We start from the raw sequence: 16,307 nt of genomic DNA, 5'->3' as shown, positions 1-16,307 counted from the left end.
AACGAAGAAAACCGATGGCCAAGACACTTGAAGCCCACGACAAGCTGATCCGGGAGATTTTCGAAGGCAGCTACCAGTTCGAGGTTCCGGACTACCAGCGCCCATACGCCTGGACAACTGAGCAGGCCACAGAGTTGTTCGATGATCTGTATTCGGCGATGCAGGACGCGCGCGTCTCCGGAGCCAGCAGCCAATACTTCCTCGGTAGCATTGTTCTGATCAAAAATGACCGGGACCCGAAGTCGTCGGTTGTCGATGGCCAGCAGCGCTTGTCCACGCTCACGATGCTTTTTGCTGTGCTGCGCACCGTGATGCCGGATGCGGCAGACGACATCACCGACTTCCTCTATAAAAAGGGCAAGGTCAGTCTGGGCGAGAAGAACGAGTACCGCCTGACAGCTCGCGAGGAGGATGCCGACTTCTTCCGCACCAACATTCAGGAACCGGGTGGCATCGCACAGTTGGTCGCCAGTACCGACAAGCTGAAAGACAGCCGTCTGCGTTACCGCGAAAACGCCACGCTGCTGCTCGAAAAGGCCAAGGCGCTTCCGCCTGCCGAACTGACCGCTCTGTGGCAGTTCCTCGCCAACGACTGCTCGCTGGTTGTCATCTCCACGCCCGACCTCGAAGCCGCGTACCGCATCTTCTCCGTACTCAACAACCGGGGGCTCGACCTCGCGCCTATCGACATCATCAAGGCGCAGGTGCTGGGCCTGATTCGCACCACGGCAGGCGACGTCAAGAGCCGCGCCTACGCCAAAGAGTGGAGTCGGATCGAAAGCTCGCTGGGTCGAGACGCCTTCGGTGACCTGTTTGGTCACATCCGCAGCATCTACGCCAAGAAGAAGCAGAAGTACATCCTGGTCAAGGAGTTCCAGGAGCACGTCACCGAGTACAAGACCCCAATCGACCTCGTCGACAAGGTGATCAAACCCTACGCCGAAGTGTGGGACTTCGTGCGCGATGCCGACTTTGAAGCCACAGAGCACGCCGAGGCCATCAACGAGCACCTGTCTTGGCTCAACCGCGTGGACTTCAAGGACTGGGTGCCCCCAGCACTGGTCTATTTCAAGCGCTTCCGGCAGCAGCCCAAACTGCTTGCAGAATTTTTCCAGTCGCTGGAACGCCTGACCTACTTCCTGCTGGTCACCAAGGTGGGCATCAACGAGCGCATTGAAACCTACGCCGCTCTCACCAAGGAAATCGAACCGGACACCTTCAAGGGGCATCTGGCCGAGCTCACCACTCTGGCCCTGACAGACGCGCAAAAACGCAAGTTCGTCGCGGCACTCGATGGCGACGTTTACGACGATCTGCCCAAGGCACGGATGGCGCTGGTCTTGCGCCTTGAGTCCTTGGTGCGCGCCCCCGGCGTGCAGCTCCAAGATGCCGTGTCGCTGGAGCACGTCCTTCCGCAAACACCGCCCGACGGTTCGGACTGGATCAAGTGGTTCCCGGACGAAGACGAGCGCGATGGTTGGACGCACCGTTTGGCCAATCTGGTTCCGCTGGATAGGAACAAGAACTCGTCTGCCAGCAACTACGACTTTGCCAAGAAGAAGGACGCCTACTTCAGGGGCAAGGGCACGGCGTCGCCCTTCGTGCTGACGCAGGAAGTCAGATCAGAAAACGAGTGGACGCCCACGCTTCTGGCCGAGCGCCAGCAACGCCTTGTGGGCGTACTCAAAGAACATTGGAATCTCGCCGTCGCCACCGGCGCTGCGGCGAACTGAGGAACGTATCGATGCAGAAGAAGCAGCAACAAGACCAAAGCCAGATAAAGTGGATTTCCGACTTCATCTGGAACATCGCCGACGACCGCTTGCGCGACGTCTACGTGCGCGGCAAGTACCGTGACGTGATCCTTCCCTTCACCGTGCTGCGGCGGCTCGACGCCGTGCTCGAATCAACCAAGCAGGCGGTGCTGGAGCGCAAGAAGTTTCTCGACACCCACAAGGTGGCCGAGCAGGACGGCGCGCTGCGAATGGCGGCCGGACAGGCGTTCTACAACGTCTCCGAGTTCACGCTGGCCAAGCTGAAAGCCAGTGCAGCGGGGCAGCGCCTGCGCGATGACTTCATTGCGTATCTGGACGGCTTCTCGCCTAACGTGCAGGAAATTCTCACCAAGTTCAACTTCCGCAACCAAATCCAGAAGCTCGTGGATTCCCATGTGCTGGGCTATCTGATCGAAGACTTCCTCGACCCCGAGGTCAACCTTGCGCCGATGCCGATCAAGGATGCAGACGGACGCATCAAGCTCCCGGCCTTGGACAACCATGGCATGGGCACCGTGTTTGAAGAGCTGATCCGGCGCTTCAACGAAGACAACAATGAAGAGGCAGGCGAGCACTTCACCCCGCGCGACGTGGTGCAGCTCATGGCCAAGCTGCTGTTCCTCCCGGTGGCCGACCGGATCGAGTCCAGCACCTACTCGTTGTACGACGGTAGCTGCGGCACGGGCGGGATGCTGACCGTAGCTGAAGAAGCCTTGCACGAACTGGCGGAGGCGCACGGCAAGGAGGTGTCCATCCACCTGTTCGGCCAGGAAATCAGCGACGAAACCTATGCCATCTGCAAAGCTGACCTGCTCCTGAAAGGCGAAGGCGAAGAGGCCGAGAACATCGTCGGTGGAGCGGACAAATCGACGCTGTCGGCTGACCAGTTCCGTTCGCGCGAATTCGATTTCATGATCTCCAACCCGCCGTATGGCAAGAGTTGGAAAACCGATCTGGAGCGAATGGGCGGCAAGAAGGAGTTCAGCGACCCGCGCTTCATCGTCAATCACGGCGGCAATGCCGAGTTCAAGCTCATCACGCGATCCAGCGATGGCCAGCTCATGTTCCAGGTGAACAAGCTGCAGAAGATGAAGCGCAACACGCCCAACAACAAACTGGGCAGCCGCATCGCGCTTGTCCATAACGGGTCGGCCTTGTTCACCGGCGACGCAGGCCAGGGCGAGAGCAACATCCGGCGCTGGGTGCTGGAGAACGACTGGCTCGAAGCCATCATCGCGCTACCGCTCAACATCTTCTACAACACCGGCATTGCTACCTACATCTGGGTGCTGGCCAACAAGAAAGCCGAAGCGCGCCGTGGCCGCGTGCAGTTGATCGACGCCAGCAAGTGGTTCCAGCCGTTGCGCCGCAACTTGGGCAAGAAGAACTGCGAACTCTCCGAAGTGGACATTCAACGCATCATGGATTTGTACCTCGGCGAGCCGCAGAACGCAGCGCTAGAGGTAAGCGAGTCCAAGTGGTTCGACACCGCCGATTTCGGTTACTGGAAGATCACGGTCGAGCGTCCGCTGCGCCTCAAAAGCCAACTCAAGTCAGACAGCATTGAATCCCTGCGTTTTGCATCGGGTGACGAAGCACTGCGCGCCGAAATCTACGCCACACATGGCGACAAGCTCTACACCGAGTTCGCCAAGCTCAAGCCTGCCATTGACGCCTGGTTGAAAGGTGAAGACGAGAGCGAAGAAGAGGACGACAGCGAAGATGATGAAGGCGACAGCAAGGCCGCCAAGAAGGTAGTGCCTGCCAAACGCCGCAAGAAGCTGCTGGACTCTGCGACGTGGCTGCGCGACAAGGGGCTGGTCGAGCTGGCGCTGCTGGCGCAAAAGGAAATCGGTCAGGCTCTGTTCGATGACCACAACGTGTTCCGCACCCGCTTCGAGGCCGTGATGAAAGCGAACGGCAAGAAGCCGGGCGCGCCGGAGAAGAAGGCGATCTACAAGGCGGTGAGCTGGCGCGACGAAACGGCCCCCCCCGTTATTGCCAAACGCAGCAAACTCAAGGCTGGGGACTTCTTCGAACCCGGCCACGACGGCGCGTATCTGGAAATCATGGGCAAGGATCGCTTCATGGTCGAGTACGAGGCGGACTCGGAGCTGCGCGACACCGAGCAGGTGCCCCTCAAGGAACCGGGTGGCATCGACGCGTTTTTTGCGCGCGAAGTGCTGCCGCACGCAACGGATGCCTGGATCGCGATGGACAAGACCCAGATCGGCTATGAGATTTCGTTTGCCCGCTACTTCTACAAACCGACGCCGCTGCGCACGCTGGATCAGATCCGTGCCGACATCCTGAAGCTGGAGCAGCAGACCGAAGGCTTGCTGCACAAAATTGTGGGGACGGCGTAATGGTGGCGACGAGCTCTTATCCGAACTACCAGCCAGTCCGCTCCCGCTGGGTTCCCCAAGTTCCGGAGCACTGGTCTTTATTGCGGGCCAAAAACTTCCTGCGTGAAATCGACGACCGCACGAAAACAGGTGAAGAAATGCTGCTGTCGATGCGCCAGCATCGAGGCTTGGTTCCGCACAACGATGTTTCGGTTAAGCGCATCGCCCCAGAAAATCTGATTGGCTACAAAAAAGCGCAACCGGACGAACTTGTACTGAACCGCATGCAGGCGGGCAACGCTATGTTCTTCCGGAATCAACTGTCCGGCTTGGTTAGCCCGGACTACGCAGTGTTTCGCTTGCTGCGCGATGACAACCCCGAATATCTCGGCCACCTGTTCCGCTCGTGGCCAATGCGCGGACTGTTTCGTTCTGAATCGAAGGGGCTTGGTACCGGTACCTCGGGCTTCTTGCGCCTCTACTCGGATCGCTTCGCGGGGCTTGAGATTCCTGTCCCCCCGCGCCCCGAGCAAGACCAGATCGTCGCCTACCTGCGCGCGCAGGACGCGCACATTGCTCGCCTCATCAAAGCCAAGCGCGACCTCATCGCGCTGCTGACCGAGCAGAAGCTGCGCATCATCGACCACGCCGTCACGCGCGGCCTTGATGCATCGGTGGCGCTGAAACCCTCAGGCATCGAATGGCTGGGCGAGATTCCAGGGCATTGGGTAGTCAAGCCACTCAAACGCTGGGTATGCCTTAACGCCAGCGCACTCGGAGAGAAAACCGACCCGGATTTTGAATTTCGCTATGTGGACATCGGATCGGTGAAAACAGGCCGCTTGGTAAAGGAGCTTGAGCGAATTCGCTTTGAGTCCGCACCGTCCCGCGCACGGCGAATCCTGAAACGTGGCGACACCATCATTTCGACTGTGCGGACATATCTGAAAGCGATTTGGTATGTCAATGAGGATGCGCATGACCTGATCGCTTCGACCGGTTTCGCGGCGCTGACACCTGGAAGTGGCGTTGAGCCGGAATACCTTGGCTACGTCATTCAGAGCAGTGCTTTCGTTGATCGAGTCACGGCTAATTCCATCGGAATTGCGTACCCCGCCATTGCGGAAACCGTGCTCGGGAGATTCCCTGTGGCAATGCCATCCGCCATTGTCGAGCAGCAGGACATCGTGAGTCATATCAAGTCCGAAGGCGCACCTCTGGACGCTGCCATCGAGCAGGCGATGAATGAAATCAAGCTCATCCGCGAATACCGCGACCGACTGATTGCCGATGTGGTCACTGGGCAGGTGGATGTGCGCGGCTGGCAGCCCGGCCCCGATGACGTCGTGGCAGACGAGGAATTGGCCGCGCTGGGCGATGACCAGGAAGACGTGGCTGAAGAGGAGGATGGCAATGGCGAAGACTGACACCAGCGAGCGTTGGTTCGAGGCGCGCATCGTGCGCGGCCTGACCGGCATTCCGCAGCCCGAGTACAGCCATGCGCTGGCTCCCACGGACTTCGCTGCCACCCACAACGGCTACGTGCAGGGCAAGCCCACGGACTACAACCGCGATGTGGCGCTGGATGTCGTGCAGCTGCTCGCCTTCCTGCAGGCCACCCAACCCGATGCGGTGGAAACGCTGGAGCTGGCCGCCGAGGGCATCAAGCGCACCCAGTTCCTGCACCGCTTGCAGGGAGAAATTACCAAGCGCGGCGTGGTCGATGTGCTGCGCAAGGGTGTGAGTCATGGGCCGGTGCACGTCGATCTGTACAAGCTGCTGCCGACGCCGGGCAACGCGGCGGCGGCAGAGGCCTTCGGCAGGAACATCTTCAGCGTCACCCGGCAGCTGCTCTACAGCAACGACTCCGGCAACGAGCTGGACATGGCGATCTTCATCAACGGCTTGCCGGTGCTGACCTTCGAGTTGAAGAACTCATTGACCAAGCAGACACTGGCCGACGCCATCGTCCAGTACCAAACCACGCGCAGCCCGCAGGAGTTGCTGTTCCAGTTGGGGCGTTGTGTGGCGCACATCGCAGTGGATGACGCGGAGGCCGCGTTCTGCACGGAGCTGAAGGGCAAGGCCTCGTGGTTCCTGCCGTTCAATCAGGGCTGGAACAGCGGCGCGGGCAGCCCGCCCAACCCGAATGGCCTGAAAACCGACTATTTGTGGAAGTCGGTTTTGACGCGCGAGTCGCTGGCCAACATCATCGAGAGCTACGCGCAGGTGGTGGAGGAAGAGGAAGCCGATGCCAATGGCAAGAAACGCAAAAAGCGCAAACAGATCTTCCCGCGCTTCCATCAGCTTCGCACTGTGCGTGCGCTGCTGCATCGTGCCCGTGCCGATGGGGTGGGCAAGCGCTACCTGATCCAGCACTCGGCGGGCAGCGGCAAGAGCAACACAATTGCTTGGCTGGCACATCAGTTGGTGGAGCTGCGCACTGCCGCAGACCCGCTCACGGCGCAATTCGACTCGATCATCGTCATCACCGACCGGCGCGCGCTGGACACGCAGATCGCCCGCACCATCAAAGGCTATGACCACGTCGCGTCCATCCTCGGCCACTCCGACAACGCACAGGAGTTGCGTAGCTTCCTGCAAAAAGGCAAGAAGATCATCGTCACCACAGTGCAGAAGTTCCCGTTCATCCTCGACGAACTGGGTGACCTGTCCGGCAATAAATTCGCGTTGCTGATCGACGAGGCGCATTCCAGTCAGGGCGGCAAGATTACCGGAAAGATGCACGAGGCCCTCGGCGGAAAAACCGCCAACGAATCAGGCAGCGGGCAAACCGAAGAGGAAGATTTTGAAGAGGACGCCACGCAGGATGCCGTGAACGCGGAGATCGAGAAGCGCATTCAGTCACGGAAGCTGCTGTCGAACGCCAGCTACTTCGCCTTCACCGCCACGCCCAAGAACAAGACGCTGGAATTGTTCGGCGAGAAGATCGTCGTTGGTGACAAGGTGCAGTTCCGCTCGCCGGAGGAGCTGACCTACACCACCAAACAGGCCATCCAGGAGAAGTTCATTCTGGATGTGGTGGAGAACTACACCAGCTTTGACAGCTTCTACCAGGTCGCCAAGACAGTCGAAGACGATCCCGAATTCGACAAGGTGAAGGCGCTGAAGAAGATTCGCCACTACGTCGAGTCGCACGACAAGGCCATCCGCCGCAAGGCCGAGATCATGGTCGATCACTTCGTCGCACAGGTGGTGGGCAAACAGAAGATCGGCGGCAAGGCGCGGGCGATGATTGTGTGCAACGGCATCGCGCGGGCCATCGACTACTACCGTGAGGTGTCCGACTACCTCACTCAGATCAAGAGCCCGTACAAGGCCATCGTGGCGTACTCGGGTGACTTCGAGATCGCAGGCGAGAAGAAAACCGAGGCCGATCTGAATGATTTCCCGAGCAAGGACATTCCGGCCAATCTCAAGCAAGACCCGTATCGCTTCCTCATCGTCGCCAACAAATTCGTCACTGGTTTTGATGAGCCCTTGCTGCACACGATGTATGTGGACAAGCCCTTGGCGGGCGTGCTGGCGGTGCAGACGCTGTCGCGCCTTAACCGGGCGCATCCGCAAAAGCACGATACCTTCGTACTCGACTTCGCGGACAACGCCGAGGCCGTAAAGGCTGCATTCCAGGACTACTACCGCGCCACCATCCAGACCGGCGAAACCGACGCCAACAAGCTGCACGACCTGAAAACCGAGCTCGACGGGCAGCAGGTGTATAGCTGGCAACAGGTCGAGGACTTGGTCGCGCTTTACCTTGGCGGTGCTGATCGGGACAAGCTCGACCCGATACTTGACCTGTGCGTGGAGGAGTACAAGGAAAACCTCGACGAAGACGGGCAGGTGAAATTCAAGGGTAAGGCCAAGGCTTTCGTGCGCAGCTATGGCTTCCTCGCGGCGATCCTGAATTACGGTCACCCGGCGTGGGAGAAGCTGTCGATCTTCCTGAATTTTCTCATTCCGAAGTTGCCCGCCCCCAAGGAGGAAGACCTTTCCAAGGGCGTACTGGAATCTGTCGATATGGATAGCTACCGCGTGGAAGCCCAAGCGGCGCTCAAGATGGCGATGGACGATACCGATGCCACGGTTGAGCCCGTTCCTCCGGGCGGTGGTGGTGGCAAGGGCGAGCCCGAAATCGACCGGCTGTCGAACATCATCAAAACCTTCAACGACCTGTTCGGCAATATCCCGTGGAAGGATGAGGACAAGATCCGCAAGGTGATCGCTGAAGAAATTCCAGCACGCGTAGCCCAAGACAAGGCCTATCAGAACGCGCAGGCGAACTCCGACAAGCAAAACGCCAAGCTGGAACACGACAAGGCACTCAACCGCGTCGTGCTGGAACTGCTGTCCGATCACACCGAGCTGTTCAAACAGTTCAGCGACAACTCCAACTTCAAGCGCTGGCTGACGGATATGGTGTTCGATGCGACTTATCAGCAGGGTGCGATGCCGCCAAAGGCACCGCCGCAGACAGGGGCGTCGGTATGAGGAGGATCAGATGGTGGAGGACGTAATGGCTGGAACAACTCCGAACGATCAAGCCAAAATTGCTGCTCTTTGCAGAGAGGCTGAGCGCCTTGAAGAAGACGCCCTGTATTCGAGCAAGGGGCATTTCAACGCAGAAGATACATGGGTTCGTCGCAACTACTGGCTGGGTGTGCCAGCAACCGCTCTGGGCGCGATTGCAGGTGCCGCTCTGGTCAAAAGCCAACCTGAGTGGGCCAGTGCCTTCACCTTGTTGGCGTCGCTACTGACAGGTTTGATGACCTTTCTCAAGCCCAACGAGCGCGCTGCAATGCACCGGGCCGCTGCCGGACAGTTTTTGGCTCTTCGGAATGAAGCCCGCTTTTTCCGCGAGATCGAATTGCTTGAGACTGATCGGCAGGGGGAGCTTCCTGAGAGACTGAAGGCCCTTTCCTCTGCACGCAATGAGCTGAACCAGAAGAGCCCGAGCATTCCAAGGCATGCATTTGTCGCCGCACGCAAAGGCATCGAAGAAGGCGAAGCCACCCACAAAGTGGACAAGGAGAAATAACAGGATGTCGGTATTGAGTTTTCTGACGGACACGGCCAGCAGTGCCGTGCTCTCTACAACCGAGCAGTCGTCGATCACGACTTCGATCACAACGCTTCAATCTCGGATGGCGCTGCACTTTGACAGCGGCGTGATTGCCCAGCATTTCCGATTCGGTTCTTCAACGCGAGGAACGATCCTGCCGCGCTCGATGGACGAACAGTCCGATATCGACTACATAGTGGTCTTCAGTGATGGCAGCGCCACACCGCAGACGTACCTGAATAGATTGAAGACTTTTGTCGAAAAACGGTACGGCTCATCGGAAATCTATCAGTCCAGCCCGACCATTGTTCTCGAGTTGAACCACATCAAGTTCGATTTGGTGCCCGCGACGAAAACGTGGCTCGGCGAGCTTCAGATTCCCAACGGGTCAGGCGGCTGGATGACCACGAATCCGAACGACTTTAACGCCACGCTTGAAGCGAAAAACAAGGAACACAAGTCGTTGATCAAGCCGACCATTCGTCTTTTCAAGTATTGGAACGCGACCGCCGGATTTCCGTTTCAATCCTTCGAAATGGAGAAATGGGTCTGCGGCCTGAGCTTCTGGTTTCTGACAAACCAGAAAGACTATTTCCTTGCGGTTATCGAAAACCTGAACACCAATTCGTCGTACTCGCAGTGGGTGAACGATGAAATCACGCGCGCAAAGAACATCGTGGCCAAGGTCAGGCAATGCGAGAAAGACCAGATGCAGGTAACGGCAGAGAATGAGATCAAGAAGTTGTTCAGGCTTTGAGGGGAGGATTGAAATGGCATTGAACCTGGCAAAAGCCGTCATTGGCTACCTGAAGGAACGTCCCGAGGAAAAGTTCACTGCTCGGCAAGTCGCCGAATGGGTTTTTGCCACCTACCCTGATGAGTGCCAGGAAAAGCGGGCCAATAGTCGTGGCGATTACATCAAGTCTGATGCGGACTTGGTTCAGCAGCTCGTCGCAGAAATCAGCTCACAGCGCCCGCGCATGCAAACGAAGCACCCAGAGCTGAAAACGACAGAGGGACGGCCGCGCAAGTACTACTACTCGGAGCGCTCGGACAGCGCCGAAGTGGCGGCAGTCGAAAGCGAGGGTACGTCAGCGGCTGCGGATTTGAGTGCTTTAAAGATTGACGAGCACGCGCTGTACCCACTGCTGTCGCAATACCTGTGGGAGGAATTCGGCGTGTTCTCCAAGCGCGTCGACGAGAAGCGCTCGTCCAACAAGCGCGGACCCAACGGCAACCGCTGGCTGTACCCGGACGTGGTCGGCATGGAGGACTTGGGCGCAGACTGGCACCAGGAGGTGCGCGACTGCGTTAACCAGTATTCGGATAAACGCACAAAGCTGTGGTCGTTCGAGGCCAAGCTGCTGATCAACCGCTCGAACGTGCGCGAGTGCTTTTTTCAGGCCGTTTCAAACTCGTCGTGGGCCAACTTCGGCTATTTGGTCGCGGCGGAAATCGGCGGCACCGACACGTTGAAGGAGCTACGAATGCTCTTCGCTGCCCACGGCATCGGCTTCATCAAGCTGGACGTGGACAACCCTGCCGACAGCCAGGTACTGATTCCGGCGCGTGAGCGCGACGAGATCGATTGGGACATGGCCAATCGGCTGGCCACGGAGAACCGGGATTTTCTGGAGTACGTGAAGCTGGTGAAGCAGTTCTACCAGACCGGTGAGGCGCGGCTGGCGGACTGGGATGTTCCCGCGACGGAGGACTGACGATTTATTCCAGATGGCCGATCACGTCGAGGCGTTCATCGCCACGCTGAAACGCCCCGAACCAGCCGTCGCGCGAGTCGGCGCGCGTGCGGCTCACCAGCAGCGTGAACCCCTCGCAGCCGCGCCCCTTGGCGGTGGCGAAGTCGGTGGTGTCGAATTTGGCCTCACGCACCAGTGTCGTGGCCACCGACTTCATGGCCGACTCAAACAGGTCAAGCAGGTTGTCTTGTAGGCTGGCGTCAATGTTGCGTGAGGTGACGTCGTCAATGACGGCGTGCTTGAATCGGTTACTCATGGTTGATACTCCGTGTTGGCATGGATGACATGAACGCGCTGTTCGGCAGCGAAGCCAAGCACTTCTGCGCGGTTTGAAATCACACGTTGCGTAGCAGCCAAGCGGCCTCAGCCTCTCGCCGCGTAACGAGTCCCGGCAACACTTTCCCGCCGCCATAGACCCAGCGTCGCAGCTCCGTTGCGGCGGCAGCCCAGTCCCGCTGGTTGATGCGCCGTCGCAGTGTCGACGTCTGCAACCGCCCGGCGCCAAGGTTGAACGTGAAGTCCACGATGGCGGCGAGCCTGTTCTCGGGCTCGGTGGCCAGTACCGGGCAGTAGCGCAATGTGGCGGTGAGCGCCGATTGGAGGTCGCGCACCAGATAGACCTCGGCTTCTGCCTCCGTGATCGGCGGATGCTTGGGATCACAGAGATGGCCATAGCCAATCGTCCAGAAGCCTGCGGGGCAGACGTAGGGAACGGCGGTGATTTTGATTCCGCGCTTCACCTTGCGCTCGAACCCCTCGAAGTGCTTGGCCAGCTCGATGGCCGCACTCGGCATCTCGATCACGGCCGCCCCCGGTCGAACACGCGCCCGAGGAACCAGAAGTTCAGCACCCCAGCCCAGAGCGCCTGATCGGCCTCCGTCCATGCATACAGGATGGCAACTCCCCAGCCAGCCCCACCTGTCACGGCGGCTGTGACTGTTGCCGTCTTGGCGGCGCAGTACAGTGCCATGAACCAGTAGGTGATGACTGGGCGAACGCTGGAGCTCAGTGCATCGGCCCAGCGCACGCCAGTTTTCTCGCCCTGCGTGCGAACGGCTTCGCGCAGGGTTTCGATGGCTCCGACATTCCACGCGGCGTCGGCACCCGCGTCGATTTCCGACATCCGTTGCGCACCGCGAATCTTCTCGAACTCCAGCGCCTTGTCCTGCATCGCCAGTTCATGGCCGCGCTCACCCTTGCGGTCGAGCCACTTGAGGATTTCAGGCGCGAGACGGAAGGCCCCGCCAAGGAGGCCACCAAGTAGAGTTTCGATCATTGCGGGCCTCCCATCAGTTTGAGCTTGATGGCGGCACCAACCAGCAGCGCGGCCAGGATGCCGGTGGTGATGACCTTGACGGTGGTCTGCCACGCCGTGCGACGGGCATCGCGCCAGGCTTCCAGCAGGTCGCGCAGTTCGCGGATGTCACGGGCGGCGTGGCCGTTTTCCAGCCCAAGGTGGGCCAGAACTCGTTCGGCTCCGCGCTCAGCGGCGTGGGCCAGTAGTTCGTCGAAGTCCTCGCGGCGCAGGAGCAGCATGTTCTCCACGTGCGCGGGCTGTTGTTGTTCAGGTTCGGTCATTGGTGTTCTCCAGAAATGCGAAACCCGCCTCGGGGGCGGGTTTCTGGTGGGTGCGAAGGAAGGGAAATCAGATGGCGAGGCCTGCGCTCCAGCCGGTGGACTTGAAGGCCGAGAGCTTGGCCTCGTCCTCGATGTAGCAAAGCCAGCCGATCTTGGGCGTGTGGTACTCCCAGGCATCGGCGATGCGAGCGGCGATTTGGTTGGTCTTGCCTGCCCACACGCCGGTGGCGGCGGCAGGAATGAGGTAGCGGTCGCCGTTGGCGGGACTGGCCGGTGGTGTGGTCAGGTCGCGGTCTTTCACGGACAGGCCGACCACCGCGCCGAGGCGCTTGAGGTTGGCGTCCATGCCGGTATCCCAGCCGCTCTCGCCAAGCGTCCAGCCATAGTTGAGTCCAAGGTTCGGGTCGATTGATGACATGGTCTATCTCCAGAGATTCGATGCTTGGCGAATGCGCCGGACTGCTTCCGGGTCGCCAGTTCGGTGGCTCTGCTGCGGGTGCTGTCGCCAGTGACGCCCGACGATGGGCAGGTACAGCACGCCGCCACGCTTGGCCACCAGCAGGGTCAGCAGCCAATCGGCAAAGTTGTTGAGGTCGGCGGTTTCCTTGAGCACGGCATCCACGACCGAGCGCCGCATCACGATCAGGCCGTGAACGTGACTGGCGCTGTTGGCGTGCTGCCAGCGGCTGTAGGCCAGACGCCGCACCGCGATGTCGTGGCCGTTCTCGTCGGTCAGCGCCTCATCGGTGTAGGCCATCACTGCCTGCGGGCAGGCATCCAGCGCATCCGCCAGTTGCGTGAAGGCGCTGGTTTCGTACAGATCGTCGGGATCGACGAAGGACACCAGCGGCAAGGTGCCTTGTGCATAGCCAGCGGCGCGTGCTTCGCCAATGCGACCCGGAATGCCCGGCAAAACGTGCAACTGGATCGGTGCGCCTTCGAGGCTGGCAATACAGGCTTCACGCCATTCGGCAGGTTCGTTCAGGGTGAGCAGATGAACATCGATGCGTGGTTCCACACGTACATCCAATCGCGCTTCCATCACACACCTCCCCAATACTGGCCCCAGCGCAGGCCGTAGCCCGTCCGATCCATGACTCGCGCCTGCGGCTGCCAGCTGCTCAAGCCATCGCGCTCGGCGCTGATCTCGACCGTGATCCGGTCGCCCAGCGCACCGGCCTCGGGCGTGGCGACTGCGGCAGTCCAGACAAAGGAAGTTCCGATCAGACCCGATTCGGTGTGCGCCAGAACGCCATTTCGATTACGGATGCGCACCGTGTAAGTCACACCCAGTTCCGGCCCGATATCGCCCTCGTCCTGCTGCACGAGGTAGGCGGTTTGCTGCGTGCGGTCGCGGTGTGCCCACGCGACGGTCAGGTCACCGGCCACCACGGCAGGTTCGGTCTGGCCATTGAGTCGGATGCGACCGGGTGGATACGGCAAGGACTGCCGACCGGCCAGCACGATTGGCTGGCCATTGGTGGCCAGTGCCGGATCGCCTTGGTCGGTCGACGTGCGCGGGATCGCGCCCACGAACACCGATTCACCCGGTGCGCGCTCAGCGCCCTCCGAGGCAAGCCATTCACCCACGCCGATCAGCCGTGTGCCCAGAGCATGGGATTGCGGCGTGGTGTCGAGCACGCCGCGCGCAAGGTCGACAGTTGCATTGGCCGTGTCGAAGGCCAGAATGGCGACCACTTCCCGAATGGCCCCTCCGGCGTCCACCAGATAGGCGTAATCGTCCACGGCCAATCTTTCCGGCTGACTGACAGCGGTCACCGGCACTGTCAGCGCATCGACTTCGGATGCAGGCAAGGCGGCATCGAGGGTGAGCAGTGGCGCGTAGTCCTCGCCAACGACGGCAGCGAGATCGCCGCTCGAGGCACCAGTGGCCAGCTGCCAGTTCAGTTGCCCGGTACCGCCTGCGGCCGCCAGTGCGCCGAGATAGGTGTCGGTGTCTGTCAGGTACGCGAGATCGGCCCGTGATAGCCGCCGGGCCAGCTCCCAATAGGGAACCTCGACGGCCAGCACCAGTGATGGCGGTAGCGGCTCGATGATCGGTTCATCGACGCGCGGCGGTGGGGGCGAGAGCACGGTGTTGCTCATGCCGAACACATCCTCCATGGCCTCGATGCGCCAATCGCCTGCACCCAAGGTGCCGGTATCGATGCCGGTGACGCGCACCACCATCTGATCGACACTCAAGCGTGGCCAGTTCAACAGGAACACATCACCCGGCAGCGGCGCGCGTTCCAATGTGTCGCGTGCCACCGTCATACTCATTCGAGCCAGTGGCGAGCCCAAAGCCCGCAGATCACGCAGCGCCAGCCTCGCGGCCAGCGGCCCGTGGTTGACGCCGGGATAGTCACGACGCTGGTTGATCACGCCGCCCTGCAACTGGATGGCGGCGAGGTTTTCCACGGTGACGGTGGTGTCGCCGCCGGTTTGCCAGTCGGTGTAGACCACGGTCAGTTCGTTGGGCAGTTCGCCCCACTGGGCGCGTTCGAAGCGTTCGAGGCGCACGATCTCGTCGGGCCCCAACTGCGGCAGGCTATCGATCCAGTAGTCGTCGCGCAGCAGCTTGAGCTCAAACGTGCCTTGCTCCGGGTCGGTGTAGAGGATGCCACCGATGTGGTCGATGACCTGGCCGATGAAGCTCTCGATGGGCTGTTGGCGTGTCCAGATCAGATTGAGGCCGAAGCCTTCGCTCGACAAAGCCCACGCCGCATTCCAGAAACTCCAGCCGATGGTGCTCTGCGGATAGCCCATGCCCCAATGCGGATCGGTGAGGCACTGCACCAGGATGTGGGCCGGATTCATTCCTACGCTGATCTCGCGGCCCTCGTCCTCATCCCAGGTTCGGACTTCGGCATTCCATTCCATCCACGGCGCTTCAAACCAGCCTGCCGTGAAGCGGCGCACCCGTACCGCCCACGGTTTGATGTAGGGGTTGTTGGCCGCGAACAGGATCTTGCGGGCCACCAGCGACAACACGCCCCGGAAGGCCGGAATGGCGCTACCGAGGCGGCTCATCAGGTAGTCGTTACGACCTTGGCCCGCGTGGCCAGACAGCACATCGATGTTGCCGACCACTCCGCCTTCATGCGAGTCGCCGCCGAACAGATCGGGCTTGTTGATACTGATGCTGGTCAAGCCATGCCCAGAGGACAGCGGTGCGCGGTCGGCATCGCCCCACGCGGTACGGTCGCCCATCTGGATTTCCTGCACAGCATCGACGGGCCCTTGGCACAGGGCCAGATGCAGACCCATCCGGTAGCGGTAGCCGACGGTTTGCTTTTTGCTGCTGCCACCCATCAGTGTTGCCCCTGCTGGCGTGCGTGCGCTTCTGCATAACTCACCACGCGCTGGGCCATCGCATCGCCGGTGGCCAGCAAGGTTTCGGCATCACAGCCATCGCGCAGGAACGCGCGAAAATCCAGATCGTGACGGGCGAACCACGTGCGTGTACCGTTCACGCACAGGCCAACGGCGCGCACGTGATCGATGGTGATGACAGTCGATGTGTTCACTTCTTGCCACCTTTCTTCTTTATCGGATCGGCTTCGAGATCGCCGTACCAGACGACGTTGGAGCCGCGCAGCAGCACCGTGCCGAACACGACGGGAATCGGTCGGCCTTCTTCAGCGGTGGGTGCATCGACATCTGAGAGCGACGCAGGTTTGGGCTCGGGCGGTTTCGGGGCAAGCGCGACCGAAACCAGCGCCGCCACCACGATGACGACGAGGTACCACATGGCAATTTCTCCAGG

Annotated in this window: 16 protein-coding genes; 7 read left to right on the top strand and 9 right to left on the bottom strand. The window is 60.4% G+C overall.

The features are described from left to right. Nucleotides 1-14: 14 nt before the first annotated feature. Genes BJP62_RS05155 through BJP62_RS05125 form a run of 7 tightly spaced genes read left to right on the top strand, consistent with a single transcriptional unit; the run spans nt 15 to nt 10,921 of the window. The gene (locus BJP62_RS05155) at nt 15-1,733 is read left to right on the top strand and encodes a DUF262 domain-containing protein (RefSeq protein ID WP_070527385.1); all 1,719 of its coding nucleotides are present in this window, start codon (nt 15-17) and stop codon (nt 1,731-1,733) included. A gap of 11 nt (nt 1,734-1,744) precedes the next feature. After that, a complete protein-coding gene (locus tag BJP62_RS05150; protein WP_070527383.1) occupies nt 1,745-4,141 on the top strand; it encodes a class I SAM-dependent DNA methyltransferase in 2,397 nt (798 codons plus the stop codon). Next, nucleotides 4,141-5,547: a restriction endonuclease subunit S gene (locus BJP62_RS05145; RefSeq protein ID WP_070527380.1), complete on the top strand. Its 1,407-nt coding sequence runs from the start codon at nt 4,141-4,143 to the stop codon at nt 5,545-5,547. Before BJP62_RS05150 ends, BJP62_RS05145 begins: the two co-directional genes overlap by 1 nt. Beyond that, entirely contained in the window at nt 5,534-8,632 is a 3,099-nt protein-coding gene (locus BJP62_RS05140; RefSeq protein ID WP_070527377.1) for a type I restriction endonuclease subunit R, read from the top strand. Before BJP62_RS05145 ends, BJP62_RS05140 begins: the two co-directional genes overlap by 14 nt. A 10-nt stretch (nt 8,633-8,642) precedes the next feature. Continuing rightward, nucleotides 8,643-9,179 carry an SLATT domain-containing protein gene (locus BJP62_RS05135; protein WP_236943666.1) on the top strand — a complete coding sequence of 179 codons (537 nt, stop codon included), beginning with the start codon at nt 8,643-8,645 and terminating at the stop codon, nt 9,177-9,179. 4 nt (nt 9,180-9,183) lie between these two features. Next, a complete protein-coding gene (locus tag BJP62_RS05130; RefSeq protein WP_070527374.1) occupies nt 9,184-9,960 on the top strand; it encodes a nucleotidyltransferase in 777 nt (258 codons plus the stop codon). A gap of 13 nt (nt 9,961-9,973) precedes the next feature. Beyond that, on the top strand, nt 9,974-10,921 hold the full coding sequence (locus tag BJP62_RS05125) for a COG2958 family protein (RefSeq protein WP_070527371.1): 948 nt from the start codon (nt 9,974-9,976) through the stop codon (nt 10,919-10,921). 4 nt (nt 10,922-10,925) lie between these two features. Here the strand turns inward: BJP62_RS05125 and BJP62_RS05120 are convergent, their stop codons facing one another. From BJP62_RS05120 to BJP62_RS05080, 9 genes are all read right to left on the bottom strand, one after another. Further along, nucleotides 10,926-11,216, bottom strand: coding sequence for a hypothetical protein (locus tag BJP62_RS05120; RefSeq protein WP_070527369.1), 291 nt, complete (start codon nt 11,214-11,216; stop codon nt 10,926-10,928). Nucleotides 11,217-11,295: 79 nt separating this feature from the next. Continuing rightward, nucleotides 11,296-11,754, bottom strand: coding sequence for a lysozyme (locus BJP62_RS05115; RefSeq protein ID WP_236943696.1), 459 nt, complete (start codon nt 11,752-11,754; stop codon nt 11,296-11,298). A 5-nt stretch (nt 11,755-11,759) separates the two neighbouring features. Continuing rightward, nucleotides 11,760-12,236 (bottom strand): hypothetical protein, encoded by a 477-nt coding sequence (locus tag BJP62_RS05110; RefSeq protein ID WP_070527364.1) that lies wholly within the window; start codon nt 12,234-12,236, stop codon nt 11,760-11,762. Beyond that, complete coding sequence (locus BJP62_RS05105) at nt 12,233-12,538, bottom strand: DUF6127 family protein (RefSeq protein WP_070527361.1); 306 nt, start codon at nt 12,536-12,538, stop codon at nt 12,233-12,235. Before BJP62_RS05105 ends, BJP62_RS05110 begins: the two co-directional genes overlap by 4 nt. Before the next feature lie 67 nt (nt 12,539-12,605). After that, nucleotides 12,606-12,956: a DUF2793 domain-containing protein gene (locus BJP62_RS05100; RefSeq protein WP_070527358.1), complete on the bottom strand. Its 351-nt coding sequence runs from the start codon at nt 12,954-12,956 to the stop codon at nt 12,606-12,608. A gap of 3 nt (nt 12,957-12,959) precedes the next feature. Continuing rightward, on the bottom strand, nt 12,960-13,580 hold the full coding sequence (locus tag BJP62_RS05095) for a hypothetical protein (protein WP_236943665.1): 621 nt from the start codon (nt 13,578-13,580) through the stop codon (nt 12,960-12,962). After that, nucleotides 13,580-15,853 (bottom strand): phage tail protein, encoded by a 2,274-nt coding sequence (locus BJP62_RS05090; protein WP_070527352.1) that lies wholly within the window; start codon nt 15,851-15,853, stop codon nt 13,580-13,582. The genes BJP62_RS05095 and BJP62_RS05090 overlap by 1 nt, the downstream gene beginning before the upstream one ends. Then, entirely contained in the window at nt 15,853-16,068 is a 216-nt protein-coding gene (locus BJP62_RS05085; protein ID WP_070527349.1) for a hypothetical protein, read from the bottom strand. The genes BJP62_RS05090 and BJP62_RS05085 overlap by 1 nt, the downstream gene beginning before the upstream one ends. Next, nucleotides 16,065-16,292, bottom strand: coding sequence for a hypothetical protein (locus BJP62_RS05080; protein ID WP_009521704.1), 228 nt, complete (start codon nt 16,290-16,292; stop codon nt 16,065-16,067). Before BJP62_RS05080 ends, BJP62_RS05085 begins: the two co-directional genes overlap by 4 nt. Nucleotides 16,293-16,307 lie beyond the last annotated feature (15 nt).

The sequence above is a fragment of the Jeongeupia sp. USM3 genome, from assembly GCF_001808185.1.
Taxonomy (GTDB): Bacteria; Pseudomonadota; Gammaproteobacteria; order Burkholderiales; family Chitinibacteraceae; genus Jeongeupia.
The sequence above is the reverse complement of the archived record's forward strand: the minus strand, read 5'-3'. Positions and strand labels throughout refer to the sequence as shown.